At 58.4% G+C, this 21,654-nt stretch carries 19 protein-coding genes; 13 read left to right on the top strand and 6 right to left on the bottom strand.

What is annotated here, in order from left to right; genetic code table 11:
- The first annotated feature begins 99 nt into the window (after positions 1-99).
- The 7 genes from G411_RS0114665 to G411_RS0114635 all read left to right on the top strand — a co-directional run bounded on the left by G411_RS0114665 (position 100) and on the right by G411_RS0114635 (position 7,288).
- Positions 100-369 (top strand): hypothetical protein, encoded by a 270-nt coding sequence (locus tag G411_RS0114665; RefSeq protein ID WP_022959972.1) that lies wholly within the window; start codon positions 100-102, stop codon positions 367-369.
- 104 nt (positions 370-473) lie between these two features.
- The gene (gene trhA / locus G411_RS0114660; protein WP_022959971.1) at positions 474-1,091 is read left to right on the top strand and encodes a PAQR family membrane homeostasis protein TrhA; all 618 of its coding nucleotides are present in this window, start codon (positions 474-476) and stop codon (positions 1,089-1,091) included.
- 71 nt (positions 1,092-1,162) lie between these two features.
- On the top strand, positions 1,163-1,438 hold the full coding sequence (locus G411_RS0114655; protein WP_022959970.1) for a hypothetical protein: 276 nt from the start codon (positions 1,163-1,165) through the stop codon (positions 1,436-1,438).
- Positions 1,439-1,450: 12 nt separating this feature from the next.
- On the top strand, positions 1,451-1,843 hold the full coding sequence (locus G411_RS0114650; protein WP_022959969.1) for an acyl-CoA thioesterase: 393 nt from the start codon (positions 1,451-1,453) through the stop codon (positions 1,841-1,843).
- 154 nt (positions 1,844-1,997) lie between these two features.
- Positions 1,998-3,821 (top strand): DEAD/DEAH box helicase, encoded by a 1,824-nt coding sequence (locus tag G411_RS0114645; protein WP_022959968.1) that lies wholly within the window; start codon positions 1,998-2,000, stop codon positions 3,819-3,821.
- Positions 3,822-3,874: 53 nt separating this feature from the next.
- Complete coding sequence (gene chrA / locus G411_RS0114640; protein ID WP_022959967.1) at positions 3,875-5,002, top strand: chromate efflux transporter; 1,128 nt, start codon at positions 3,875-3,877, stop codon at positions 5,000-5,002.
- A 54-nt stretch (positions 5,003-5,056) separates the two neighbouring features.
- A complete protein-coding gene (locus G411_RS0114635) occupies positions 5,057-7,288 on the top strand; it encodes a putative bifunctional diguanylate cyclase/phosphodiesterase (protein ID WP_022959966.1) in 2,232 nt (743 codons plus the stop codon).
- A gap of 6 nt (positions 7,289-7,294) precedes the next feature.
- Here the strand turns inward: G411_RS0114635 and G411_RS0114630 are convergent, their stop codons facing one another.
- From G411_RS0114630 to G411_RS0114620, 3 genes are all read right to left on the bottom strand, one after another.
- Entirely contained in the window at positions 7,295-8,278 is a 984-nt protein-coding gene (locus tag G411_RS0114630) for an LLM class flavin-dependent oxidoreductase (RefSeq protein ID WP_022959965.1), read from the bottom strand.
- A gap of 5 nt (positions 8,279-8,283) precedes the next feature.
- Complete coding sequence (locus G411_RS0114625; protein ID WP_022959964.1) at positions 8,284-9,309, bottom strand: metal-dependent hydrolase; 1,026 nt, start codon at positions 9,307-9,309, stop codon at positions 8,284-8,286.
- Between the two features lie 63 nt (positions 9,310-9,372).
- Entirely contained in the window at positions 9,373-9,630 is a 258-nt protein-coding gene (locus G411_RS0114620; RefSeq protein ID WP_028968475.1) for a TIGR02647 family protein, read from the bottom strand.
- Between the two features lie 125 nt (positions 9,631-9,755).
- On the opposite strand from G411_RS0114620, the gene G411_RS0114615 reads away from it, so the two are divergent.
- Positions 9,756-11,231, top strand: coding sequence for an amidase (locus G411_RS0114615; protein WP_022959962.1), 1,476 nt, complete (start codon positions 9,756-9,758; stop codon positions 11,229-11,231).
- Positions 11,232-11,234: 3 nt separating this feature from the next.
- Here the strand turns inward: G411_RS0114615 and G411_RS20660 are convergent, their stop codons facing one another.
- On the bottom strand, positions 11,235-12,842 hold the full coding sequence (locus G411_RS20660; RefSeq protein ID WP_022959961.1) for a succinylglutamate desuccinylase/aspartoacylase family protein: 1,608 nt from the start codon (positions 12,840-12,842) through the stop codon (positions 11,235-11,237).
- A 235-nt stretch (positions 12,843-13,077) separates the two neighbouring features.
- Here G411_RS20660 and G411_RS0114605 point away from each other — a divergent pair, with 235 nt between their 5' ends.
- The 5 genes from G411_RS0114605 (at position 13,078) to pbpG (ending at position 17,265) form a co-directional block, all read left to right on the top strand.
- Complete coding sequence (locus tag G411_RS0114605; protein ID WP_028968474.1) at positions 13,078-14,625, top strand: 2-isopropylmalate synthase; 1,548 nt, start codon at positions 13,078-13,080, stop codon at positions 14,623-14,625.
- Positions 14,626-15,360, top strand: coding sequence for a hypothetical protein (locus G411_RS22275; protein ID WP_022959959.1), 735 nt, complete (start codon positions 14,626-14,628; stop codon positions 15,358-15,360).
- Entirely contained in the window at positions 15,353-15,820 is a 468-nt protein-coding gene (gene rimI / locus G411_RS20655) for a ribosomal protein S18-alanine N-acetyltransferase (RefSeq protein ID WP_022959958.1), read from the top strand. The genes G411_RS22275 and rimI overlap by 8 nt, the downstream gene beginning before the upstream one ends.
- Positions 15,821-15,824: 4 nt before the next feature.
- On the top strand, positions 15,825-16,226 hold the full coding sequence (locus G411_RS0114590) for a hypothetical protein (RefSeq protein ID WP_022959957.1): 402 nt from the start codon (positions 15,825-15,827) through the stop codon (positions 16,224-16,226).
- Between the two features lie 133 nt (positions 16,227-16,359).
- The gene (gene pbpG / locus G411_RS20650; RefSeq protein ID WP_022959956.1) at positions 16,360-17,265 is read left to right on the top strand and encodes a D-alanyl-D-alanine endopeptidase; all 906 of its coding nucleotides are present in this window, start codon (positions 16,360-16,362) and stop codon (positions 17,263-17,265) included.
- Positions 17,266-17,330: 65 nt separating this feature from the next.
- Here pbpG and G411_RS0114580 read toward each other — a convergent pair whose 3' ends face one another.
- Both G411_RS0114580 and G411_RS0114575 read right to left on the bottom strand, forming a co-directional pair.
- Complete coding sequence (locus G411_RS0114580) at positions 17,331-18,821, bottom strand: FAD-dependent oxidoreductase (RefSeq protein WP_022959955.1); 1,491 nt, start codon at positions 18,819-18,821, stop codon at positions 17,331-17,333.
- A 166-nt stretch (positions 18,822-18,987) separates the two neighbouring features.
- Positions 18,988-21,435 carry a TonB-dependent receptor gene (locus G411_RS0114575; protein WP_022959954.1) on the bottom strand — a complete coding sequence of 816 codons (2,448 nt, stop codon included), beginning with the start codon at positions 21,433-21,435 and terminating at the stop codon, positions 18,988-18,990.
- Positions 21,436-21,654 lie beyond the last annotated feature (219 nt).

Raw genomic sequence — 21,654 nt, 5'->3', positions numbered from 1 at the left:
TGATTTATTCTATTGCCGGGCCCTGAAACGGGGTATTTGCATGGTATAAGTTCGTATTGAACGGTTACCTTCTTTGCAATACTGCCTCGGAGCCCGTCAATGGACTTGACCCACGGTGACATTCTGGACGAAGACCAAGCGCTTCTCAGCGATGTGCCGATGTATATCAACGCCGACAAGCACTATGCGCCCTGGAGTGGCTGCTTACACCTGCAGCGCGATAAAGGCGACAAGCTCGACCGGCGCGACTATCGTATTCGCTTACGCGACGGACGCCTCGGTGCAATACGGATTCGCAAAATCATCAGTACTAACGGTGCCCATCACGTCGAAGTCCTCTTCGAGGGTCTGGGACGCTTGTCCGACTAGCTGCCTCTGAGCCTAATGTCCTCCGTCACACTTGCATTGTCATGTCCCTCTCCCTTTAATCGCTAGCTGAGTGAATATCTCACGATTAGGGAGAGCAGCGATTTATGTACCACGGAGAGCGTTTTAACGGCTTTAGTCACCTGGCAGGGGTGGTGGCTGCCCTATTGGGCACGGGGCTGTTGCTGTGGTCCGCGATTCCCCAGGGCGCCAATTTAAAACTGCTGAGCTTTGCTGTGTATGGCTTCAGTCTGTTTGCGCTCTATCTGTTTTCCACGCTCTATCACAGCAGTCGCGGGCCGTGGAAGGCGCGCTTTCGCCAGCTTGATCACCTCGCCATCTACCTGCTGATTGCCGGTACCTATACCCCTTTTTTGCTGGTGACGCTCCGCGATGGTGACGGCCTGTGGATGTCGGCTCTGATCTGGGGGCTGGCGGTATTTGGCATGGTGCTGGAAGTCATTCCCAAGGGGCGTCGCCGCCTCTGGTCGATTGTTGTGTATCTGCTGATGGGGTGGTTGTCGCTGCTGGTTATCCGCCCGCTGTCGGCGGCCCTGCCGACGCCGGCGATCAGTCTGCTTGTCGCGGGCGGGGTGGCGTATTCAGCCGGTATTGTGTTCTATGTCTTCGATAAAAAAGTGACACACTTCCACGGCATCTGGCATTTGTTCGTGCTGGCGGGCAGCGTCTGTCATTTCCTGAGTATCTATCTTTACGTTGCCTGAGTCGCTGTTCACTTTCGCGTATACTGCCCTGCGTCCGGATGTGGGCATCCGCTGCCGCGTAGGGAGAGAATATGAAGCTGTCTGTCGTCATTGCAAAACTGCTGGGTGTGCTGGGGCTGGCCTTGGCCGCGCTGGCTACTGTCCGGCCGTTCGTGATCGGAGAGCTGGTGTATTCCTGGTCAGCATCGGGACTGCTGCTGGGGCTGCAGCTACTGTTGTCAGTACTGCTGCTTTACGTGGCGGACCAGCGTCAGCGCGGCAGTGATATTGCTGAGAAGGCTTATCCCGCAGTGATCATGGCGTTGCTGTTGTGGGTGTGTATGGTGTTGTACTGGCTGCGAGCCTGAGAGAGGTAGAAGATGCTGCGCTGCGAACTGATGCCGCGTTTTTATGAAACTGATGGCCTTGGGCACATCAATAATACGGTGATCCCCAAATGGTTTGAGACGGCGCGCACGCCCATTTTCGCCATTTTTAATCCCAGTCTACGCCTGGATAGCTGGAACCTGATTCTGCGCAAAATCGACGTGGAATTTCTGGCGCAGACCTACCTTGAGTATCCCGTGGAAGTCCGCAGCTGGATCAGTCATGTCGGCAGCAGCTCGTTTGTGGTCAGTCACGAACTCTGGCAGCGCGATACTCTGACCGCGACCGGCAGCGCCGTGATGGTGTATTTCGACTATCAGGCACAGGAAAAGCAGCTGATTCCCGATCACTGTCGCGAAGCACTGGCGGCGATTACTGCAGAATAAGCGACGGCTGCGTATAAATACCGTTATCCCCGCGCTCGGAGCGCGGGTATTTCGGGCAAAAGCCGCGTATACTCTGCGTCCCGCCGGGACTGTGTTCGCTTGACGCCGCATTCGCCCCGCGTCACACCAGCACATTCAATTCAGGCCCACATCTATGAGTAACTCCGACGCCGCTTCGGCGCAGCCCCTTTTTAGCGAACTTGGCCTTGCGCCTGCTGTTCAGTCAGCGGTTGAAGAGCTTGGCTATGAGCGCCCCTCAGCCATTCAGGCGGCGACGATTCCGCTGATTCTGGAAGGGCGGGACGTGCTGGGGCAGGCCCAGACCGGCACCGGTAAAACGGCGGCGTTCTCCCTGCCGCTGCTGTCGATGCTCGATGCGGACTCGCGTCAGACTCAGGCGCTGATTCTGGCGCCCACCCGTGAGCTGGCAATTCAGGTAGCTGAGGCCATCCAGAATTACGCCCGTCATCTGCGGGGCCTGAAAGTACTACCGATTTACGGCGGTCAGGGATACCGGGAACAGCTCGATGCGCTCAAGCGCGGCGCGCAGGTGGTGGTGGGCACGCCGGGGCGGGTCATGGACCATATTCGTCGTGGCACCCTTAAACTGGATGGCCTGACCCATCTGGTGCTGGATGAAGCCGACGAAATGCTGCGCATGGGCTTTATCGACGACGTCGAATGGATCATGTCCCAGACGCCGGAAGGGCGCCAGATTGCCCTGTTTTCCGCGACCATGCCCGCCGCCGTGCGACGTATTGCTAACACCTATCTGCAAGATCCAGAGCACATCACCATTAAAACGGCGACCACCACCGCGGTGGCGATTCGTCAGCGTTACTGGCTGGTGAGAGGGGCGAGCAAGCAGGAAGCGTTGAGCCGGGTGCTGGAAGCCGAAGATTTCGACGGCATGATTATCTTTGTGCGCACCAAGCTGGCGACGACCGAGCTTGCCGAAAAACTGCAGGCCCTCGGTTATGCGGCGGCAGAGCTGCACGGTGATATTGCGCAGGCCCAGCGTGAGCGCACGGTCGACATGCTCAAGCGCGGTCGCCTGGATATTCTGGTTGCCACTGATGTGGTTGCCCGCGGGCTGGATGTGGACCGCATCAGTCACGTGATTAACTACGATATTCCCTACGATACCGAAGCCTACGTTCACCGCATTGGCCGCACTGGCCGGGCGGGCCGCAGTGGCGATGCGATTTTGTTTGTCGCGCCTCGCGAACGGCGTATGCTGCAATCCATCGAGCGCGCCACGCGTCAGCGTATTGAAGAAATGACGCTGCCCGGCGCCGAGGAAATCAACGCGCTGCGTATCAGCCGTTTCAACAAGCGACTTCAGCAGGGGCTGGAAGACAGCCGTGACCGGGATCTCTACCGCGAGTTGCTGGCCGACTTTTGCGAAGAGCAAGGTGTCGACATGCTGGATATTGCGGCGACATTGGCCCGTATGGCCCAAGGGGGCAAAGACCTGCTGATCAAAGACCTGCCGCGTGTCAGCAAAAAGCGCAGCGAGGCGCCTGGCGAGAAGGCCGAGAAAGCGGAGCGCAAACCCCGCCGCAAAGCGGGTGATGAAGTAGGCATGGAGCGCTTCCGTATCGAAGTGGGACGTCAGCACAAAGTCGGGGTCGGTAATATCGTCGGGGCCATTGCGAATGAAGCAGGTATCGACAGTGATTACATCGGCCGCATTCAACTGTTTGATGACTTCAGTACCGTCGACCTCCCCGCAGGCATGCCCGACGACGTGCTGGAGCTGCTGCAGTCGCCCCGCGTTGCCGGTCAGCCGCTGAAAATGTCCCGCTTTGACGGCGACATGCCTTTCAACGCGGGCCCAAAAAAGGGTCGTAAAAAGCCGGTGCCGGCAGGCAAGGGGCCGGTGAAAAAGAAGGCGACTAAGGCCGCGGCTAAAAGCAAAACCGACAAGACGCGCACGCCTCGGAAACGGGCGATCGGTAGTACCAAGGGCATCTAAAGCGCGGGGTTCTGTCGTACACTGCCGCTGACGATCAGCGTGGGAGAGCCGATGTGGCGGCGGTGTTTTTACGTTTTCTCTATCTGGGATGCATTGCCTTTGGCGGGCCTGCCGCCCATATCGCGTATTTCCGCAAGGTTTTTGTTGAGCAGCTGGGCTGGGTGAGCGAACAGCAGTTTGCCGCCCAGTTAGCGCTTTGCCAGTTTCTTCCCGGTCCCGCATCCAGCCAGCTCGGCTTTGCCATTGCTTACTCACGGGGCGGGCTGCCCTCAGCGGTAGCGGCCTTTCTCGGATTTACCCTGCCGTCGTTTCTGCTGATGCTGGCTTTGGCGCTGTGGGCGCAGAATATGCCCGGCAGTGGCTGGGTCACTGGCGCCATAGAGGGAATGAAACTACTGGCCGCCGTGGTTGTGCTCGACGCCGTGATGAATATGGGGCGACAGTTCTGTCGCTCGCGCCGTCAGCAGGGGATTGCGCTGCTCAGTCTGATTTTGCTGTCGCTGTGGATGGCGCCGTTGCTGCAGTTGAGTCTCATGGCCTTGGCAGCTCTGGCTGGCTATGCGGGCGGTAGCGGCACGGTCCAGCTATCTCGGCAGGCGTTGTCAGCCGGACGACGGTTCCTGATGACCTTCGCCGTGTTATTGATTCTTGCTTTCAGTGTGACGACATCCGTCTATGCTCAGTTCTATGTTGTGGGCAGCATGGTCTTCGGGGGCGGTCATGTGGTGCTGCCGTTGCTGGAGTCGTTTTTAGGGCCGTTGATTGACAGCGAATCGTTTCTGCTGGGCTACGCGGCCGCGCAGGCGGTACCGGGGCCGATGTTTTCGCTGGTGACGTATCTGGGGGCGGTGGCTGTTCCCTCAACGCCGGTGTTGGGGGCACTGTTGAGCACCGCCGCGGTATTCCTGCCGGGTTTTCTGCTCTATCTCGGGCTGAGTGGCACGTGGCAGCAGCTCGCGCAACAATCCCGCGTGATGGCGGCCATCGCGGCTGTCAACGCGGTCGCTGTGGGCATGTTGGCCGCGGCCTGGATTGATCCGGTACTGCGTCATGCCCCCCAGCGTTTTGATGCCCTGCTCGTTGGCGTGTTGCTGTTTGTGCTATTGCGCAGTGGCCGCTTGCCAATCATTATCCTAATCGCCGGGGCGCTTGTGTTTGGTGCCTGGCGGCTTTCGGTTTAGGTGGAATGGGATGCATTGCCCCGGAGACAGGCTGGTAGAAATGCGGAGAGCGTTATGAACCGCGTATATGGCATGCGCCGCCAGGTGTACCCGTATTTAGCGGTTATGGCCGTGGTGGCGGTGTTGTTGCTTGTACTGTTTCTGGCCGTCAGTTGGATGCAGGATCGTTCCGATCGGCGCGCGAAGCTGCGCCTTGCCGCAGACCAGCTCAGTGAGGCGGTTGCAGAGCGCGAACAGTCTCTGCGGGAACTGCTGGCGGCCGCAACATTTTCCGGCCGCTATGTTGATGCTGTCGGCGCCTTGTCTTCGCAGAACGACTTGCCCGCGATGGTGGCGATGTTGCCGCAGAACCCTTCCCGGCAGTGGCGCTCTGCAGAGTGGCTGACCTTGGCGCCCGATGCCGGCAGCACATCGCGCAGCTTTCGTTATCAAATACACCAGGGCGACATTTACGGGGTGCTGGAGCAGCGTCGCTCTGGCTTGGCCGCGCTGCTGGCTTTTCCCCTTGCCGAGTCTCTGCGGCCGATTCTGCGTCAGGGCTCCCTGTGGGGGCGCCTGGAGATCGATCGTCAGCACTTTCAGTTGATCGATGCGGGCGGCGTTGGCCCGCTGCGGCGTTGGCTGTCTGACTCCCAGTCATTGACGCTGCAGGCAGCCGACGGCCCTGATATCCGTCTGATGCTTTACGCATCCCCGAAACTGCCCAGTCGGGTGCTGGCGGCGATCCTGGCGGGTTTAATCCTGTTGCTGTTGATCGCTGCGCTGTTAGCTCGTCTGCTCAGTGAGCAGCTTTCCCGCCCGTTACGGCAGTTGTCATCCCAGTTGCAGCGATACGCGGATGGCGAACAGATGGCGCCCCTGACGGTGGACAGTCGCGTGGTGGACATTCTCAGTCTGCAATATGCGCTGGACGCGGTGTTCGGAGTATTGCGGCGGCGTGAGAAAAATTTGCGCTACCGGGCAACCCATGACCTGTTGACCGGCATGAAAAACCAGAATGAGCTGCTGCGTATTGTCGGTCAGCGCATCAGTGACGCCCGTGCTCACAACCGGATTTTTCACCTTATTGGCATCAATATTCTGAATTTCAGAGAAATCAACGATATGTTCGGTCCGGACATCGCCGATAGCTGTCTGGTCAATATCGGCGCCTTTCTGGAGCAGGAGCATCTGGTTGCGGCGCGCTTTTATCGCGGCGGTATTGTGGTGGTAAAAGATGGCCCGCCGGACGAGGTTGCGGCGGTGGTGCTGGCGATGCAACTCACTCGCCATCACGGTATCAAGAATGTCGATATCGAACTGAATGTCTGTACCGCTATTGTCGGTTTTCCTGATGATGCCAGCGATGCCCCGGTACTGCTGCGGCGTCTGGAGATTGCGCTGGACGGTGCGCGCCGTGCTCCCTATCGCTTTCAGCGCTACAAACACGGCCAGGAAGAGAACTACGTCAAACGCCTGAATATGGTTGAAGAGCTGCGTCAGGCCATGCTCGACTGGCACTCCGGTTTGCAGGTGTTCTATCAGCCCAAGCTGAATCTGCGCGCGGGGCAGGTCGACCGCATGGAAGCGCTGGTACGCTGGAATCATCCCAAGTACGGCAATATCCTGCCCAGCGAATTTATCCCTCTGGCGGAGCAGGCGGGCTTGATCAGCAGTCTCAGTAGCTGGGTGATTACGCGGGTTTGCGAACAGATTGCCGGCTGGCGGGAGCGTGGCCTGGATATTCAGGTTGCGGTCAATCTGTCGGTGCAGGACATGTCCCACCCCGAGCTGGTCGATGTGATTGAAAAACACCGTCGTAAGTACGAGTTGCCCGCGAAATGTCTCGCGTTCGAAATCACCGAGAGCGAGTTGATGGAAAATCCGCAGGAGGCGATTCGGCTTCTGAAAACGTTCAGGGAACAGGGATATTGTCTTGCCATCGATGACTTTGGCACTGGCTATTCCTCACTGGCTCAGGTCAAGCATATGCCGGTGAATGAGATCAAAATTGACCAGGAATTTGTGCGACACCTGCCCCGTGATGGTGATGATCAGAAGATTGTGCGGACCACGTTGGCGCTGGCGCATAACTTTGGACTGGAGGCGGTCGCAGAGGGTGTCGAGGATCTGGATACCCTTGAGTTACTGGTGCGCTGGGGCTGCGGTTGGGCGCAGGGCTACTACATTTCTCCGGCGATGCCGGGAGTGGAGGTCGTCGACTGGGTGGATGAATTCCACGCCCGCCACGGCCAGCAAACCGATGCCCTGAGCCGTCTTTTCGCTTCCGAGGTGCCGACGCTCTAAGTCGGCTTACAGCAGAACGCTGGCTGCAATCTCCAGGCTCCGTCGGCGGGCCTGATGGTCGTGAATCTGACAGGCAATCATCACCTCATCCACACCGCTTTCTTCCACAAAGGCCTGGGTTTGTGCTGCCACGGTTTCCGGTGCGCCAATGGCTGAGCAACGCATTATCCCCTGCAGGAGCTGTTGCTCGGGTGGGCTGAGCGATTCGAGATAGTTGGCGATCGGCGGTGCCAGCGTACCGGGCATCCCACGGCGAAGACGAATAAACCCCTGCTGCATAGAGCTGGCGAGCAAGTGTGCTTCCTCATCCGTATCGGCCGCGTAGATGTTGAATCCCGCCATGGTATACGGCGCTTCGAGCTGGGGCGAAGGGATAAACTGCTGGCGATAAATGCGCAGAGCATCGAGCAGTTGTGCGGGCGCAAAGTGCGAGGCAAACGCGAAGGGCAGACCGAGCTTGGCGGCGAGCTGGGCGCCAAAGAGGCTGGAGCCAAGAATCCATACTGGCACCTGCTCCCCGGCGCCGGGAATGGCCCGCACCGGCGCACGCAGCTCGCTGTCATGGAAATAGCCGAGCAACTCCTGCACATCCTGGGGGAACTGTTCCGCGCTGCTGTGCAGATTGCGCCGTAAGGCATGGGCGGTGTGCCCGTCGGTACCGGGCGCGCGGCCCAGGCCGAGTTCGATACGGCCTGGGTACAGTGCTGCCAGCGTGCCGAACTGCTCGGCGACAATCAGCGGGGCGTGGTTGGGCAGCATAATGCCACCTGCGCCCAACCGCAGGCTGCGGGTAGCGGCGGCAATCTGACCGAGCAGCACCGCAGTGGCTGCTGAGGCCACGCCGGGCATATTGTGGTGTTCCGCGACCCAGTAACGGTGATACCCCAGTTGTTCGGCCCACTGGGCCAGGTCGATACTGTTGCACAGTGCTTGCCCGACGGTGCTGCCCTCGGGAACGGGGGCGAGGTCTAGAATGGAAAATGTGCTCATGGAGTTCAGCCTTGGTCTTTCGCTGTTGTCAGGTCGCGACCGAGTAGCATTTGCCAGAAACGTTGGGTTTTACCCTGACGGTCCCGGTGGACCTGATAATCGACACCGAGATCGGGTGCCGAGGGGTTCAGCTTGATACTCCACAGGGCGTCCAGTTCATTGGGGAGTAGCGAGTAACGGACGTCGATAATGCGCAAGGGATCATCCGGTGATAGCGCGGTGTAGTGTTGTGAGAACCAGTCAAAGCGGCCGACGTCGAGACCCTGCTGGGATGTTGGATCCAGCCAGGGCAGGTCGCGTTCAGGCTCTAACACGGCAATCGAATTGCCGGGGTAATATTTTACGGTCTGCCCGACTCTCACCGCATCGACGTAAAACCGCCCGTCGTGGCGATACACGGTCTTCCAGAGCAGCAGGTTGGCAAATGAAGGTTTGGCGCTGACTTGCTCAACCTTGTGTCCACGCGTCGAGGCCAATTCCAGTCCCGCTGCTTCGGCGCGTTCGCGCTGCAACAGTCCGATGCCGGGATAGGCCAGTACCCAAAAAAGTGCCAGCCGCGCCGCCCAGGGACGCTGCCCTTTACGCGCAAGCCAAACGCCCAGACCAATAGGTAGGGTGTAGGCCGGGTCGATAATCGACAGTACATTCCAGGCGATGCGCTCATTGCTGAATGGCCACAGCAGCTGGGTACCATAGGTCGTGCAGGCATCCAGCAGCGCATGGGTCGCATAGCCCGCCCCACAGAACAGTACCGTGCGCCAGAATGGCAATGTCCAGTAGCGCCGCAGCGCCGCACTGAGTACGGTGGCGCAGAGCAGGGCACCGATGGGAATGAAGATCAGCGAATGGGTAAACTGGCGGTGGTACTCGAGGAATAGCAGGGCATCGCTTTGCGAGCGGATCAGTACATCAAGATCTGCCGCCATCCCGGACAGAAAGCCCAATACCGCCGCCGCGCCTGCGCAGCGTTGCTGACGGTTGATATTTTGGGCGGCAGTCGCGCCGAGCAGACCTTGGGTAAGCGGATCCATAATGCGGCTCTGTCATTCGGGCCGCCTAGTCTAGGGGATCACTCAGCGCTTGCCTACTGTGGTTTAGTGCAGTGCCCGCGGGCCGGAGGGTGTGGTAAGGACGGTGGTTAGGCTGTCGAGGTGGCGAAGTAATTCGATCCCGGCATCGGTCAGGTAACCGCCATCCAGCTGTGTGATCAGCCCTTTATTGAACAGGCGCTCGGTGGCGGCAATCAGGTCCGGATCGGCATCGTGGTGCACCTTGATGCCCTCCAGGCAGGAGCCCGGATTAAACTGGGAAAGTACCCGGATTTCTTGCAGGATATTGTCCGTTATTCTCATGGTGACAGGCTCCGATTCGGAAAACACTCGCAGGCTTATTGCAATGTAGACAGCAATGGCGGGGTTTGCCACGCAAGCCTGTTGTTTAAGCTGTTCTATCGATCACAAAACAATAAGGAAGTTCGATGTTTCGCGAGTACTCCCGCTACGATGCCACTGGCTTGGCCGCGCTTCACCGCGCAGGTGATGTCAGCGCTGAAGAACTGCTGGCGGCGGCTGCCGCCCGAATGACCGAGGTGAACCCCCGCATTAACGCGGTGGTACACAGTTTTGTGGAACGGGCGGCAAAGCAAGCGCGTGCCGGGCTGCCCGATGGACCGTTCCAGGGTGTGCCCTTCGTCTTGAAGGACTTGATGGCCATGTTCGCCGACGAGCCTATCTGCATGGGCAGCCGCGCGGTGAATCTCCGCCCGAATTACGACAGTGAGATCGTCAAGCGCTACAAGGCTGCCGGGCTGAATATTTTTGCCAAGACCAATACCCCCGAATTTGGCCTGATCATTACCACGGAGCCGAAACGTTTCGGCCCGGCTCACAACCCCCACCGCGCTGGATACAGCACTGGTGGCTCGTCCGGTGGCAGCGCGGCAGCGGTTGCCTCGGGCATCGTGCCGGTGGCTCACGGCGGTGATGGCGGTGGCTCTATTCGTTTTCCTGCCAGTTGGTGTGGTGTGTTCGGCTTGAAGCCCTCGCGGGGGCGCAACCCCATGGGGCCAGATCTGGGCGAGGATTGGCAGGGGGCAGTGGCGGAGCACGTTCTCAGCCGCAGCGTGCGAGACAGTGCCGCCATGCTGGACTGCAGCAGTGGCGCCGAACTGGGCGCCCCCTACGATATCCGACAGCCGGGTGGGCGTTTTGTTGATGCCGCTGCCCGCGACCCGAAACCGCTTCGCATTGCGCTGAGCCGCAAACCGCTGGTACCGACCGACGTTGATCCCGAGGTACTGGCGGGTTTGGACAAAACGGCGGAGAGGCTCGCGGCACTCGGGCATCATATTGATGAAGTGGAGCCCGCCATCGACAGTGATCAACTTTGGCGGGATTTTATTGTGGTGGTGAGTGCAGAGGTCGCCGGCCTGCTGCGACGTTTGCAGCGGGACTACGGCTGCGACATTCATCAGGTAGAGCCCGCGACCAAAAACCTCGCCATGCTCGGGCGTTCATTCAGCGCCGCCGATCTGGTTGCCGCGAGGTATGGCTGGCATCAGATACAGCGCGCTGCTGGCGACATGTTCCGTGAGCACGACATGGTGTTGTGTCCGACAACACCCACCGCGGCCGTTCCCCACGGGAGTTTACCGCCCAGCCGCTGGGAGGAGCTGCAAATGCTTGCCAGCCACCGGCTCAATATTGGACGTTTGCTGATGCGCACGCCGCTGGTGGCGCAGATGGCCCTGCCGGTACTGGGCAAAATGGCCTACACACTGCTGGGTAATATTGCAGGCTTGCCCTGCATGTCGGTGCCACTGTGCAAAACAGCAGATGGCATGCCCTTCGGCATGCAGTTTATTGCGGGTATGTGCCAGGAAGAGCGCCTGTTCTGTCTGGCTGGACAGTTGGAGCGCGAACTCGGTTTCACGGACTTGCCCCTGAACACCTGACGATTAATCCGGGTGATCGTCGGGTTCTGGTGGTTGGGCCGGAGCGGCTTTGTCACTGGGCGCCGGAATATCCGGCTCAGTCTCTGTCTGGGGCTCCGTTGCAGGCTCCATCGGCTCCGCCGGTTTCACCGGCGCAGCCTCAGGGGTGCCCCGCCCCTCAGTGGGAGGCGTCTCGGGCTCAACTCGCGAAGCGCCGGGCTGCTCCTTCCCGGCCCGGTTGCTCTTGGCAGGTTTGGGCTCGGGCTTGGTTTGTGTTTCCGCTTCCTCAAGCAGGCGGGGCGCTTCTCGAGCTGCTTCTTTCACGGCCTCGCGAGCAGCGGCGCTGACCGCATTCGGGTCGTCGCTCTGCTGTGCGGCAGACTGGGCGGCTTCACGGGCGGCTTCCTTCATATTTTCCGCGACCGGCTCCAGTGCCTCGGCGACTACCGAGTCGGCCACTTTCTCGGCCGCCATCTGTTTTTCGTCCGTCGTAATACCGACGTGGTAGCCGGCAAAGCCGGGCATCACCATCTGGTTGACCGCCATGCCGATCACCTGGCCATCAACGCTGCTGCGAATAACGCTGCTGCGATTGGTGATCGGGTCGGTCACGGTGCCTAGAATATCGCCGGTTTTCACTTTCTGGCCGAGTTTGACTTCAGAGAGCAGCACGCCACTTTGATCGGCACGCAGCCACAGGGATTTGTAGAACACGGTTTGCTTGGGTGCGCGCACCGGCTTGTCGTGGATCATGTCCAGATGATGCATTACGGCGCGAACGCCGTTGACGCTCTGCTCCACTTCCTTCAATTGCAGGCGGAGGGGTTCTCCCGCTTCCAGGGTGACTGCGGGGATGCCGGCTTCGACTGCGGCGCGGCGCAAGGTGCCGCTGGTGCCCGCGCCATCGAGTACCGTGACATCGTGAAACATTTTACTGAATTGCATCACGCTTTCTTTGCCCAGATCACTGCGCAGTTGAGTGAGGTTGGTACGGTGGAAGGAGCCCGTGTGAATGTCGATCAGACGATCACAGTGCATGATAATTTCATTGAACAGGCTGTGGGCAATGCGCGCGGCGGAGCTGCCCTGTTCATCGCCCGGGAAAAAGCGGTTGAGGTCACGACGGTCTGGCAGATAGCGGGAGTTGCGCAGAAAGCCGTGCATATTGACGATCGGGACACCGATAACCACGCCTTTGAGTCGGTCGCTCTCCAGACTGAACATGACGCGGCGGATGGTTTCCACGCCGTTGAGTTCGTCGCCGTGCACAGCGGCGGTCAGGCAGAGAGTCGGCCCCGGCTGTGTGCCTGCTGCGACCAGTACCGGTGTTGGCATCGAGAGCCCGGCAACTGCTTGCCCCGCTGTCCAGTACAGGCGCTGGAAACTGCCGGGTGGGACATCGTGGCCCAATATGCTCAATGCGGCACCGAGGCTTTCCGCGTCGCTGTTTTCATCCTGTTCTACAGCGCTGATCAGTGTGGGAACCGAGCGCCGCGTCGGGGTTTTCAGGCCGTTGCTGTGCTGGGATTCACTGAGTGAATTCACAATCTGTTCGTCGGCGTGAGCCATATTGGCAGCGGCGATGACGCTGCCCAGTAGCAGGGTGAACAAGGCGCGAAAAGGTCGGCGCATGTAAGAAAACTCCTTTGGGTTCTGGCTGTTACTTAGCCAATACCGGCGTATTCGGTCAAGTTTCTCGTGATGTTACGGTTTCCCTGCTTTGACGGAAACGGTGATATAAGTTCCGATGTAAGCATGGTGCAGAGAATTAATACCTTGCTTCTTCCCTTGCGACTTGGGGGCGCGGTAGCGCGCACTAATCGCTATAATGGTGGGCAATGTGGTGAGTGGCAGCGGAGAAGCCAGAGTGAGCAAAGATCGCCTGATAATTTTTGATACGACCCTGCGCGATGGAGAGCAGAGCCCGGGTGCGTCGATGACGCGGGATGAGAAGGTCCGCATAGCCAAGATGCTGGAGAAAATGGGCGTCGATGTTATCGAGGCCGGTTTTGCGATTGCCAGCGTCGGCGACTTTGAGTCAGTGCGCGCTGTGGCTGAGGCGGTGAGTGAAAGTACGGTGTGTAGTTTGTCGCGCGCCGGGGCACAGGATATTGACCGCGCGGCTGAAGCATTGAAGCCCGCCCGCCGTGGACGTATTCATACCTTTATCGCCACGTCACCGATTCATATGGAATACAAGCTGCGTATGCAGCCCGATGCCGTCGTTGAACGCGCGGTGGCGGCCGTTAAACACGCCCGCAATTTAATCGATGATGTGGAGTTCTCCTGCGAGGATGCGTCGCGCTCGGAGTTTGATTTCCTGTGCCGGATTATCGAGCAGGTCATCGACGCGGGCGCTTCAACTATTAACTTGCCTGATACTGTCGGCTACGGCGAGCCCGGCGAGTACGGGGCAATGATCCGCCGTCTGATCGAGAATATTCCCAACGCGGATAAAGCGGTGTTCTCGGTGCATTGCCACAACGACCTCGGTCTGGCCGTGGCTAACTCGCTGTCGGCGGTACTCAATGGTGCCCGGCAGGTGGAGTGCACCATCAACGGTTTGGGCGAGCGGGCGGGCAATGCCTCGCTGGAAGAAATCGCGATGGCTGTACGCACTCGCAAGGATGTCTTCCCGGTGGATGTCGCGCTGGATACCACGCAGATCGTGCCGACCTCACGCCTGGTGTCGTCTATCACCGGCTTCCCGGTGCAACCCAACAAGGCCATCGTGGGGGCGAACGCCTTTGCCCATGAATCGGGGATCCATCAGGACGGGGTACTGAAGCACCGCGAAACCTACGAAATCATGCGCGCTCAGGATGTCGGCTGGCACAACAACAAGTTGGTACTGGGCAAGCACTCGGGACGCGCGGCGTTCAAAGCGCGGCTTGAAGAACTCGGTATTGAAATTGCCCATCAGGGCGCACTGGACCTGGCGTTTACGCGTTTCAAAGAGCTGGCTGATAAAAAGCACGAGATCTTCGATGAAGATCTGCAGGCATTGATGAGCGATGTGCAGCCCAGCGATAAGCCGCAGCGATACCAGCTGCAGTCGCTGGAGGCGGTATCGCGCAGTGGCAGCAAGCCGCGTTCGGAAATTGTGCTAACGATCGACGGCGCGGCGCAGCAGGTCAGTGCCGAGGGTGACGGGCCTGTTGATGCCGCTTTCAAGGCGGTGGAGTCCGCAGTGAACAGTGGCGCCAAACTGGAGTTGTATTCGGTGAATGCGATCACCAGTGGTACAGACTCTCAGGGCGAGGTTCAGGTGCGGTTGGAACGCAATGGGCGCATCGTCAACGGCAATGGTGCCGACACCGATATTATTGTCGCCTCAGTGAAGGCCTACCTCGATGCTCTGAATCTGTTGGAGTTGGATGAACAGCGAGCTCATCCTCAGCGTGAGGGCGTGTAAGTGAGCGCTGCGCTGCGCCAGTCTTACCTCAGGGCGATGGGCCTGCCACTGTACGTCCCTCGCTTTATTCTGCCGGGGGCGGCGCCCAGCCCGGCGGCTGAGATTGATCAGCCTGACGTCAATTCGCCTGCTCCTCAGCCGTCTCTGGAAAAGACGCTGCCTGCGCAGCAGCCCGTTGCCGAATCCGGCAATGCCGCCCGACAGGCACTGGGCGCATTAACGGAACCGGTGGCAACACAGGCGCCGCGTGAAAAGCCGGAAACACCTCGCGTTGAAAGTCACACTGAAGCCCTGCGTTTTCACGCGTCGTTGATCGATACCGGTATCGGCCTGCGGATGGTGGCTGATGTCAGTAAGGGACCGCTGACGCCTGAGGCGAGAAAATTGATGGCCAACATCGCTCGAGCAGTGGCGGCGCATTGGCAGCGCACGGAGCAACTAGCGTTTTCCGCCAGCAATTTTGAATGGCCACTGGTCAAGGTGCCCGGTATTTCTCAGGGGGCGGAAGAGGCCCGGGACGCATTGAGTGCCCGCCTGTTGTCGACCGAGGCCGATGCGGCGATTCACCTCGTGCTGCTGTTTGGTGACAGCTTGCAGAACTTCATCAGCGACGATTACCTCTCCGCACACAATGCCCGCTTGCTGCGCACTGTTGAGGTTGAACAGATGCTCGGCAATGCCGATCACAAGGCCGCGTTGTGGGCTGAGTTGCGAGCGATTCACGTCGGTGGCTGAACAGAACATGCTGCGCTTCGCGGCGCTGGATCACAATGATATTGAGCCCTGTCTGGCACTGAGCCGGAACAGCGACCCCCACCCGTGGCGAGACGATACCTGGCGGCGCAGTCTGCGCGATGAGTTCTGTTTTGGTCTGTTCGACGATCGATGCCTGCTGGCCGTCGCCGCTTTTTCGCTCGTAATGGACGAGGCCAGCCTGCTGAATATCGTGGTCGGCCAGGACTTGAGGGGAAAGGGGCTGGGGCGGCACCTGCTGTCGGAAGGGCTGAACTGGATGCAACAGATTGGCGCTCAACGCTGTCTGTTAGAGGTGCGTCGTGGCAATGCCTCTGCGCGCGCACTCTATCAGCGACTGGGTTTTGTGGAAGACGGTATTCGCAAGAATTACTATCCGCTGGGCGATGGCCGCGAAGATGCGGTGTTGATGTCGGCGGACTTGCCTTTAACAACGGAATAACATCATGCAGGAAATAGAAAGCGACTTCTGGTTTATCGCCTTGCCGGAGCAATGGCAGACGGAGCAGGAAGACGAAAGCATCCTGATTTACGACGAAGACCAATTGGGCTGTATCTGCCTGACTAATCTGGAAAGTGACGGCGGTAAACCCGACCGAAAGGCGCTGGAAAACCTCATTGCGGAAGTGGGGCAGCGTCTGGAAGATGGGCGCCGTTGCGAGCTTGGCGAAGGCTGGCAGGGATGGGAATTCGAAACTGAGGAAGAGGGGGATTATATTCGCGAGTGGTACCTCCTCGGCGCTGATCATCTCCTGTTGATTACCTATTCCTGTGCGGAAGAAGACCGGGAAATGGACCGCAGTGCGGTCGACGAAATCCTCGATAGCCTCCGCAGCAAGGCAGAGTAATACGCAGCTAAATATCTCTGATCCATTGATGTGCCTTTGTGTTCGTGTTATGAAAGGCGAATTCGCGCACAGTGAGAACGTATTCAGCTGTGCTAACGTCAAGTCTAAATAAAATCGTTAGGTCGTGGTCGTAATGAAGCGCTTGGTCTCTGTTTTTGTGTTGCTGTGCTGCGGTATCTCCGTTAGCTGGGCAGACAGCCTCAATGAACAACTCAAATTAGCCTCCGTCAGTGCCTTGGCGATGGATGCCGAATCCGGTGAGTTACTGTTCGAGAAACATGCCAATCTGCGCATGCCCATTGCTTCTATCACTAAGGTGATGACGGCGATGGTCGTGTTGGATGGCGGGCAGTCACTGCGTGAGAAAATCCGCTTTACGGAAAAGGATCGCGATGCCATCAACCATTATTTTTCACGTATCCGGGTAGGATCAGAGCTGCCTCGCGGTGAAGTGCTGCAACTGGCACTGATGTCCTCTGAGAACCTGGCTGCGGCCGCCCTGGCCAATAACTATCCGGGTGGCGCCAAGCGCTTTGTCGCGGCGATGAATGCCAAGGCTGCCGCGCTTGGAATGAGCAACAGTCATTTTGTCGACAGCAGCGGCCTGTCGCCGAAAAATGTGTCGACCGCACGCGATTTGGCGAAGCTGGTCGCTGCGGCTGCCCGTTACCCCGAGATTAAAACCTACTCGACCACGGCCGTGCACACGGCGAATTTCAGTCGACCCCGTTATAAGCTTGCCTATGTGAATACCAATCCGCTGCTTCGTTATGAGCGTTGGGAAGCCGCGTTGAGCAAGACGGGTTACCTTGATCTTGCCGGGCGTTGTCTGGTGATGCAGACCGATGTCGACGGTCGCCCCGTTGTGCTGGTAATGCTGGATTCCTTCGGCAAGAGCAGCCCCATTGGTGATGCGGGACGGATTAAACGCTGGCTGGAAGACGGGAAGGTTGGTCGTGTTGCCTCATCGGCAATGGAGTACCAGCGTAACAAACTGTCGGGTTACATGGCCTTGCAGAGCACCGCGCGCCTGAATTGACGGACATTCATCACCCATAAAAAAAGCGGCGTTAACGCCGCTTTTTTTATGTCCATCTTCCGGTGCTAGCGAGCTGCCGCGGCCTTGCCCGCCATGCGTCCAAAGAAGGTGGCATCGCCGACCGACATGCCGCTGGCGTAGCCTGCAGCGGTGCGTGGAATGCCCGCGGTAGTGCGGCCCGCCGCGTAAAGTCCGGGAATGACTTCGCGGTCTGCATTCAACACTTCGCCGGTAGGCAGGCTGTCCAGTCCACCCAGTGTGAAGAACGGATAGAAAGGACCGCGCCCCAGGGTGCAGTCAAGTGCGACAAAGGGCGGCTCAATCGGTCGCAGCCAGGCATCCGACTTGTGGTAGAGCGGGTCATTACCTTCTGCCGCATTGCGGTTGTAGGACTCCAGCGTCTGCTGCAGGCTGCCTGACGGCAATTCGAGTTCGCCTTCAAGTTCGGCAATCGTGTCGCCCGTGCCTGCCACCTGGGCGCCCAGATAACTCATGCGCTCGTAGTCGCCGTAGCCTTCCACATCGGTGATCATGTAGATGCGTTTGGAATTGCGTTGCTGCAGCAGGGCGTTGTAGCCGACACGGCCATGGTAGCAATCTTCGTTGATAAAACGCTGTCCTTTATCATTCACCAGAATACCGTAGGTGAGTGACGACGGGGGATAGTAGGGCAGGCTGACAAAGCATTCGTGCATGTTGATCGTCGCCCCGCCGGCGCCCATTCCCATCAAAATACCGCTGCCGGTGTCGCCGGGGTTGCCGATGGGGGTCAGACCGCAGTCGAACTGAGGCGCGTATTTACGAACCATTTCCTCATTCATACAGAAGCCGCCCGCGCAGAGGATGACACCCTTGCTCGCTTTGACGTAGTGCTCTTTCTGATTGATCCGCACGACAATGCCCACCACGACATCGTTGTCGTCCTGAACCAGCGTCAGGGCCCGGCTCTCGTAGTGAACAGTCACGTTCTCTCTCGCTTCAACGGCCTCGGTCAGCAGCTTCATCAGCAGCGGCCCGCCGTTGTCACCTTCAATTTCGAGATTGTGACCGCGAGGAATGGGTTTCGCGTGCTCCGGGAAGGGGTAGGCTTTTTCGTTGCCGGTATACAGCAGACAGTCGTCGGTCAGCGCCATGATCGCGCGTTCTTTCAGCTCGCTCATTTTGAACGGCACGCCCATACCAGTGAGCCATTGGTAGTGCGCGATGCTGTTTTCGCAATAATAACGGAGCTTGTCTTCGTCGGCTTGATTGCCGAAGCAGGCGCGAAGATAGTTCAGCATGTTTTCGGTGTCGTCGCTGTAGCCACAGGCTTGCTGAACCGGCGTGCCGCCATTGCCGCCCATGTAAATCTCGGCGCTGGACAGTGCGGTGGAGCCGCCGCTGGCGCTGGCCAGTTCGAACAACTGGACAGTGGCGCCCGCGTCGGCGGCTTCAATGGCTGCGCAGGCACCCGCACCGCCAAAACCGACAATGGCAATATCCGTTTCGATGTCCCAATGGGGTATAGCGCTGGCGCGCAGGGGCTTGCTGGGGCTGGTTTTATCGCTATTATTCATTACGGAAGGCTCGATTAATATGTTCGTATTAAAAGATCAAATTTACTGGTTTTGCCGGGGGCTATCAAGAACATCTGGGTTCATTTTGTTGACCTTTCCGTTAATTCCGACAGACAAAAAAAGGGCTGCACAATGGCAGCCCAAGCAAGACCAAACAAATCCGTTATCAGTACTCGTAGAAGACGTCGATACCGTAGGTGCGGGGTTCGCCCCAGATCACCGAGCGGTCTGCTGAGGGCAGGTTGTCGACGGCGGTCAGCTCGTATTCTTCATCCAGCAAGTTCTTGGCCCAGAGACCCGCGCCCAGGCGACCGCCCGCGAGGGGGACATCTGCCAGACTGAAGCGGGCATTCACCAGTTCGTACTGGCGAAGCTGGGTGTTTTTCACGTTCTCTGCGCGAGAGCCACCGTTGCGCTCATCCATGTAGTTCACACTGAGGTTGACGCTGCCGCGCCCCCAGTCTGCAACGAACAGGGTGTAATCAGCAGACAGAGTGAAGCTGTGCTCGGGAGCGGAGAAAAACACAAACTGGTCGGCCACATCGTTACCGCTAACGTCGGTTGCCTTGGTGACCTCGGAGTGCAGGTAGGCGTAGTTCAGCATCATCAGCAGGCGTTCGGTAGCCATAAAGGTGATGTCAGTTTCCAGGCCGTACATCTCCGCCTCACCGGCGTTAGTGACTTTGGTGTCGGCCACCGTCCCGGTCAGAATGAAGTTGAGCTGCATGTCTTCGTATTCACTGTAGAACACGTTCGCGTTGACCCGCAGGCGGCGGTCCATCAGCTCGCTTTTCACGCCCAGCTCATACGAGGTTACGTACTCGGCGTCAAAGCCGTCGGCATAGCCGAAGCCGTAATCCACGCCATCGGTTGCCGGGCCCTGGTTGCCATCCTGTTGCGGGTCGCGGGTGTTAAAGCCGCCCGACTTGTAGGCCTCGACACGCTTGGCATAAATGTTCGTGCTGTCGGTCAGGTCGTATTCGGCAACGAAGCTGAATGAGTCGTTAGTGAACTCCTGTTTAGCTTCAATGTCGTCGAAGTTTCTGCAGTCGCCGTCCAGAATGCTGTTGCACTGCGCGAACGACACGTCGATCGGGCCGAGTGGTGTTTCCGCAATGGTCTGGTCACGCTGGAATTTCTTGGTATAACGCGTGTCTTCCGAGCGCCGTGCACCGAAGGTCAGTTGCAGGCGGTCTTCCAGAATCGGTGGTGTCCAGGTGAACTGGCCGAAGAAGGCTTTGGCATCGTTTTCGATATCGTACACCTGCTCCAGCATATTTACGGCGCGGATGCTGCTCTTGAGAATATCGCCAAGCAGCGGGATATCAATGTTGATGGGGCCGCTGAGCTGATGGTGCATCGGTCCATTGTCTTCCTGAGCTTCCTCAGTGAAGTAATAGGCGCCCACGATGTAGTTGATGCGGCTTTCAAACAGATCGCCAGAGATTTGCAGCTCGTGAGATGTCTGTTCCTGACTGATTTTGGGGTAGGTCAGGGGGAGGCAGTTGCCTCTTCCCATCACGAACTCGGCGGCTTGTCCGCAGTACTCGTTGGAATCGACACGGAATGTCAGACCACTGTCGGCGGTTTCGCCGTCGGCAAGCGGGACGCCGCCACCGAGGTCGGCATAGGATTTGTCATTCAGCTCACGATAGGCGCCGATATACTTGATTTGGAAGCTGTCGAAATCCTGTGTCAGCGTCCAGGCATGCCCTTCGATATCGGTCGATGACTGCTCATAGGGCGTCACGGTACCAACCGATTTCTGGCGAGTATCGGAGTAGACGCTTCTTTCCTGCGCAGAAACCAGATCGGCTTGGCTGCCCGACGGTGAACGCGGAATAACGTGCTGATACTGGGTGTTGTAGTAGTCGAAGTCCGACTTGTCGTAGGCGTAGTCAAACGCGAGGCTGTCGGTGATATCCCAGCGGAAATCCAGACGATAACCCTCGACATCGCGGTCGCCAAAGTCGCCGCCGGGGCCGGTGTTTTCAATATGGCCGTCCTGCTGCGTGCGCATCACGGCAAACTTGGCTGCCATACGGTCGTTCAGTGGCACATTCAAGGTGCTTTTCGAGGTCAGCAAGTTACGGTTGCCGACGGTGAATTTCTGTTTGAACTCCAAGGCTTCGGTGGTGGGCTTCTTGGTGATCAGGTTGATGGCGCCGCCGGTGGTGTTGCGTCCATAGAGTGTGCCCTGTGGACCGCGAAGAATTTCGATGCGCTGCAGATCGGCAACGTCCAGTGCGGTGCCGGTTGAGCGGGCGATGTATACGCCATCTACATAAATGCCGACCGGGGGATCCTGGGTGATCTGGGCGTCGGAAATACCGATGCCGCGAATAAAGATACGCAGGGTGGCGTTGTTGATCGGAAACGGTTCAATCGTCAGGCTGGGGACTTTGGAGCCAATGTCGCCAAGGTTGTTGATGCCGTCGGTTTCCAGTTGATCTTCCCCGAACGCCGTCAGCGAGATTGGTGTGTCTTGCAGCGACTCGGCGCGCTTCTGCGCTGTAACGATAACTTCTTCCAGCTGCGCCAGTGCCATCGGGCTGGCTACCGCCAGACTAAAGCCGCCGAGCACCGCGAGTGGCTTAAGCTTGCTAAGTTTCATACATCACCCTTTACTTATATAAATTGTTAGCACGCAATGTGTTTATGTAAGTTTGTTTTTTAATAGTTATTCGAAGTTTTGGAATGAGCTAATTGCGCATAAATCTCGATTTGTGCACAAGGTTACAGTGTTGTTACTTTTATTCGGCGGATCATAGCACAGCGAAAACTGCGCCAAGCTAGTCTGAAGCGATTAGATGAAGAGGCGATTCTCACCGAC

Origin of the sequence: Spongiibacter tropicus DSM 19543 (genome assembly GCF_000420325.1) — a bacterium.
GTDB lineage: Bacteria > Pseudomonadota > Gammaproteobacteria > Pseudomonadales > Spongiibacteraceae > Spongiibacter > Spongiibacter tropicus.
This window is presented reverse-complemented; position numbering and strand designations above follow the sequence as displayed.

Excerpts from the sequence above, each read along its gene's own strand:
- trhA (WP_022959971.1), top strand. The coding sequence starts at position 474 with ATGTACCACGGAGAGCGTTTTAACGGCTTTAGTCACCTGGCAGGGGTG.
- G411_RS0114575 (WP_022959954.1), bottom strand. The coding sequence starts at position 21,435 with ATGAAACTTAGCAAGCTTAAGCCACTCGCGGTGCTCGGCGGCTTTAGT.
- pbpG (WP_022959956.1), top strand. The coding sequence starts at position 16,360 with ATGAAGCGCTTGGTCTCTGTTTTTGTGTTGCTGTGCTGCGGTATCTCC.
- G411_RS0114665 (WP_022959972.1), top strand. The coding sequence starts at position 100 with ATGGACTTGACCCACGGTGACATTCTGGACGAAGACCAAGCGCTTCTC.
- G411_RS0114580 (WP_022959955.1), bottom strand. The coding sequence starts at position 18,821 with ATGAATAATAGCGATAAAACCAGCCCCAGCAAGCCCCTGCGCGCCAGC.
- G411_RS0114620 (WP_028968475.1), bottom strand. The coding sequence starts at position 9,630 with ATGAGAATAACGGACAATATCCTGCAAGAAATCCGGGTACTTTCCCAG.
- G411_RS0114650 (WP_022959969.1), top strand. The coding sequence starts at position 1,451 with ATGCTGCGCTGCGAACTGATGCCGCGTTTTTATGAAACTGATGGCCTT.
- G411_RS0114645 (WP_022959968.1), top strand. The coding sequence starts at position 1,998 with ATGAGTAACTCCGACGCCGCTTCGGCGCAGCCCCTTTTTAGCGAACTT.
- G411_RS20660 (WP_022959961.1), bottom strand. The coding sequence starts at position 12,842 with ATGCGCCGACCTTTTCGCGCCTTGTTCACCCTGCTACTGGGCAGCGTC.
- G411_RS0114625 (WP_022959964.1), bottom strand. The coding sequence starts at position 9,309 with ATGGATCCGCTTACCCAAGGTCTGCTCGGCGCGACTGCCGCCCAAAAT.
- G411_RS0114635 (WP_022959966.1), top strand. The coding sequence starts at position 5,057 with ATGAACCGCGTATATGGCATGCGCCGCCAGGTGTACCCGTATTTAGCG.
- G411_RS0114655 (WP_022959970.1), top strand. The coding sequence starts at position 1,163 with ATGAAGCTGTCTGTCGTCATTGCAAAACTGCTGGGTGTGCTGGGGCTG.
- G411_RS0114590 (WP_022959957.1), top strand. The coding sequence starts at position 15,825 with ATGCAGGAAATAGAAAGCGACTTCTGGTTTATCGCCTTGCCGGAGCAA.
- G411_RS0114630 (WP_022959965.1), bottom strand. The coding sequence starts at position 8,278 with ATGAGCACATTTTCCATTCTAGACCTCGCCCCCGTTCCCGAGGGCAGC.
- G411_RS0114615 (WP_022959962.1), top strand. The coding sequence starts at position 9,756 with ATGTTTCGCGAGTACTCCCGCTACGATGCCACTGGCTTGGCCGCGCTT.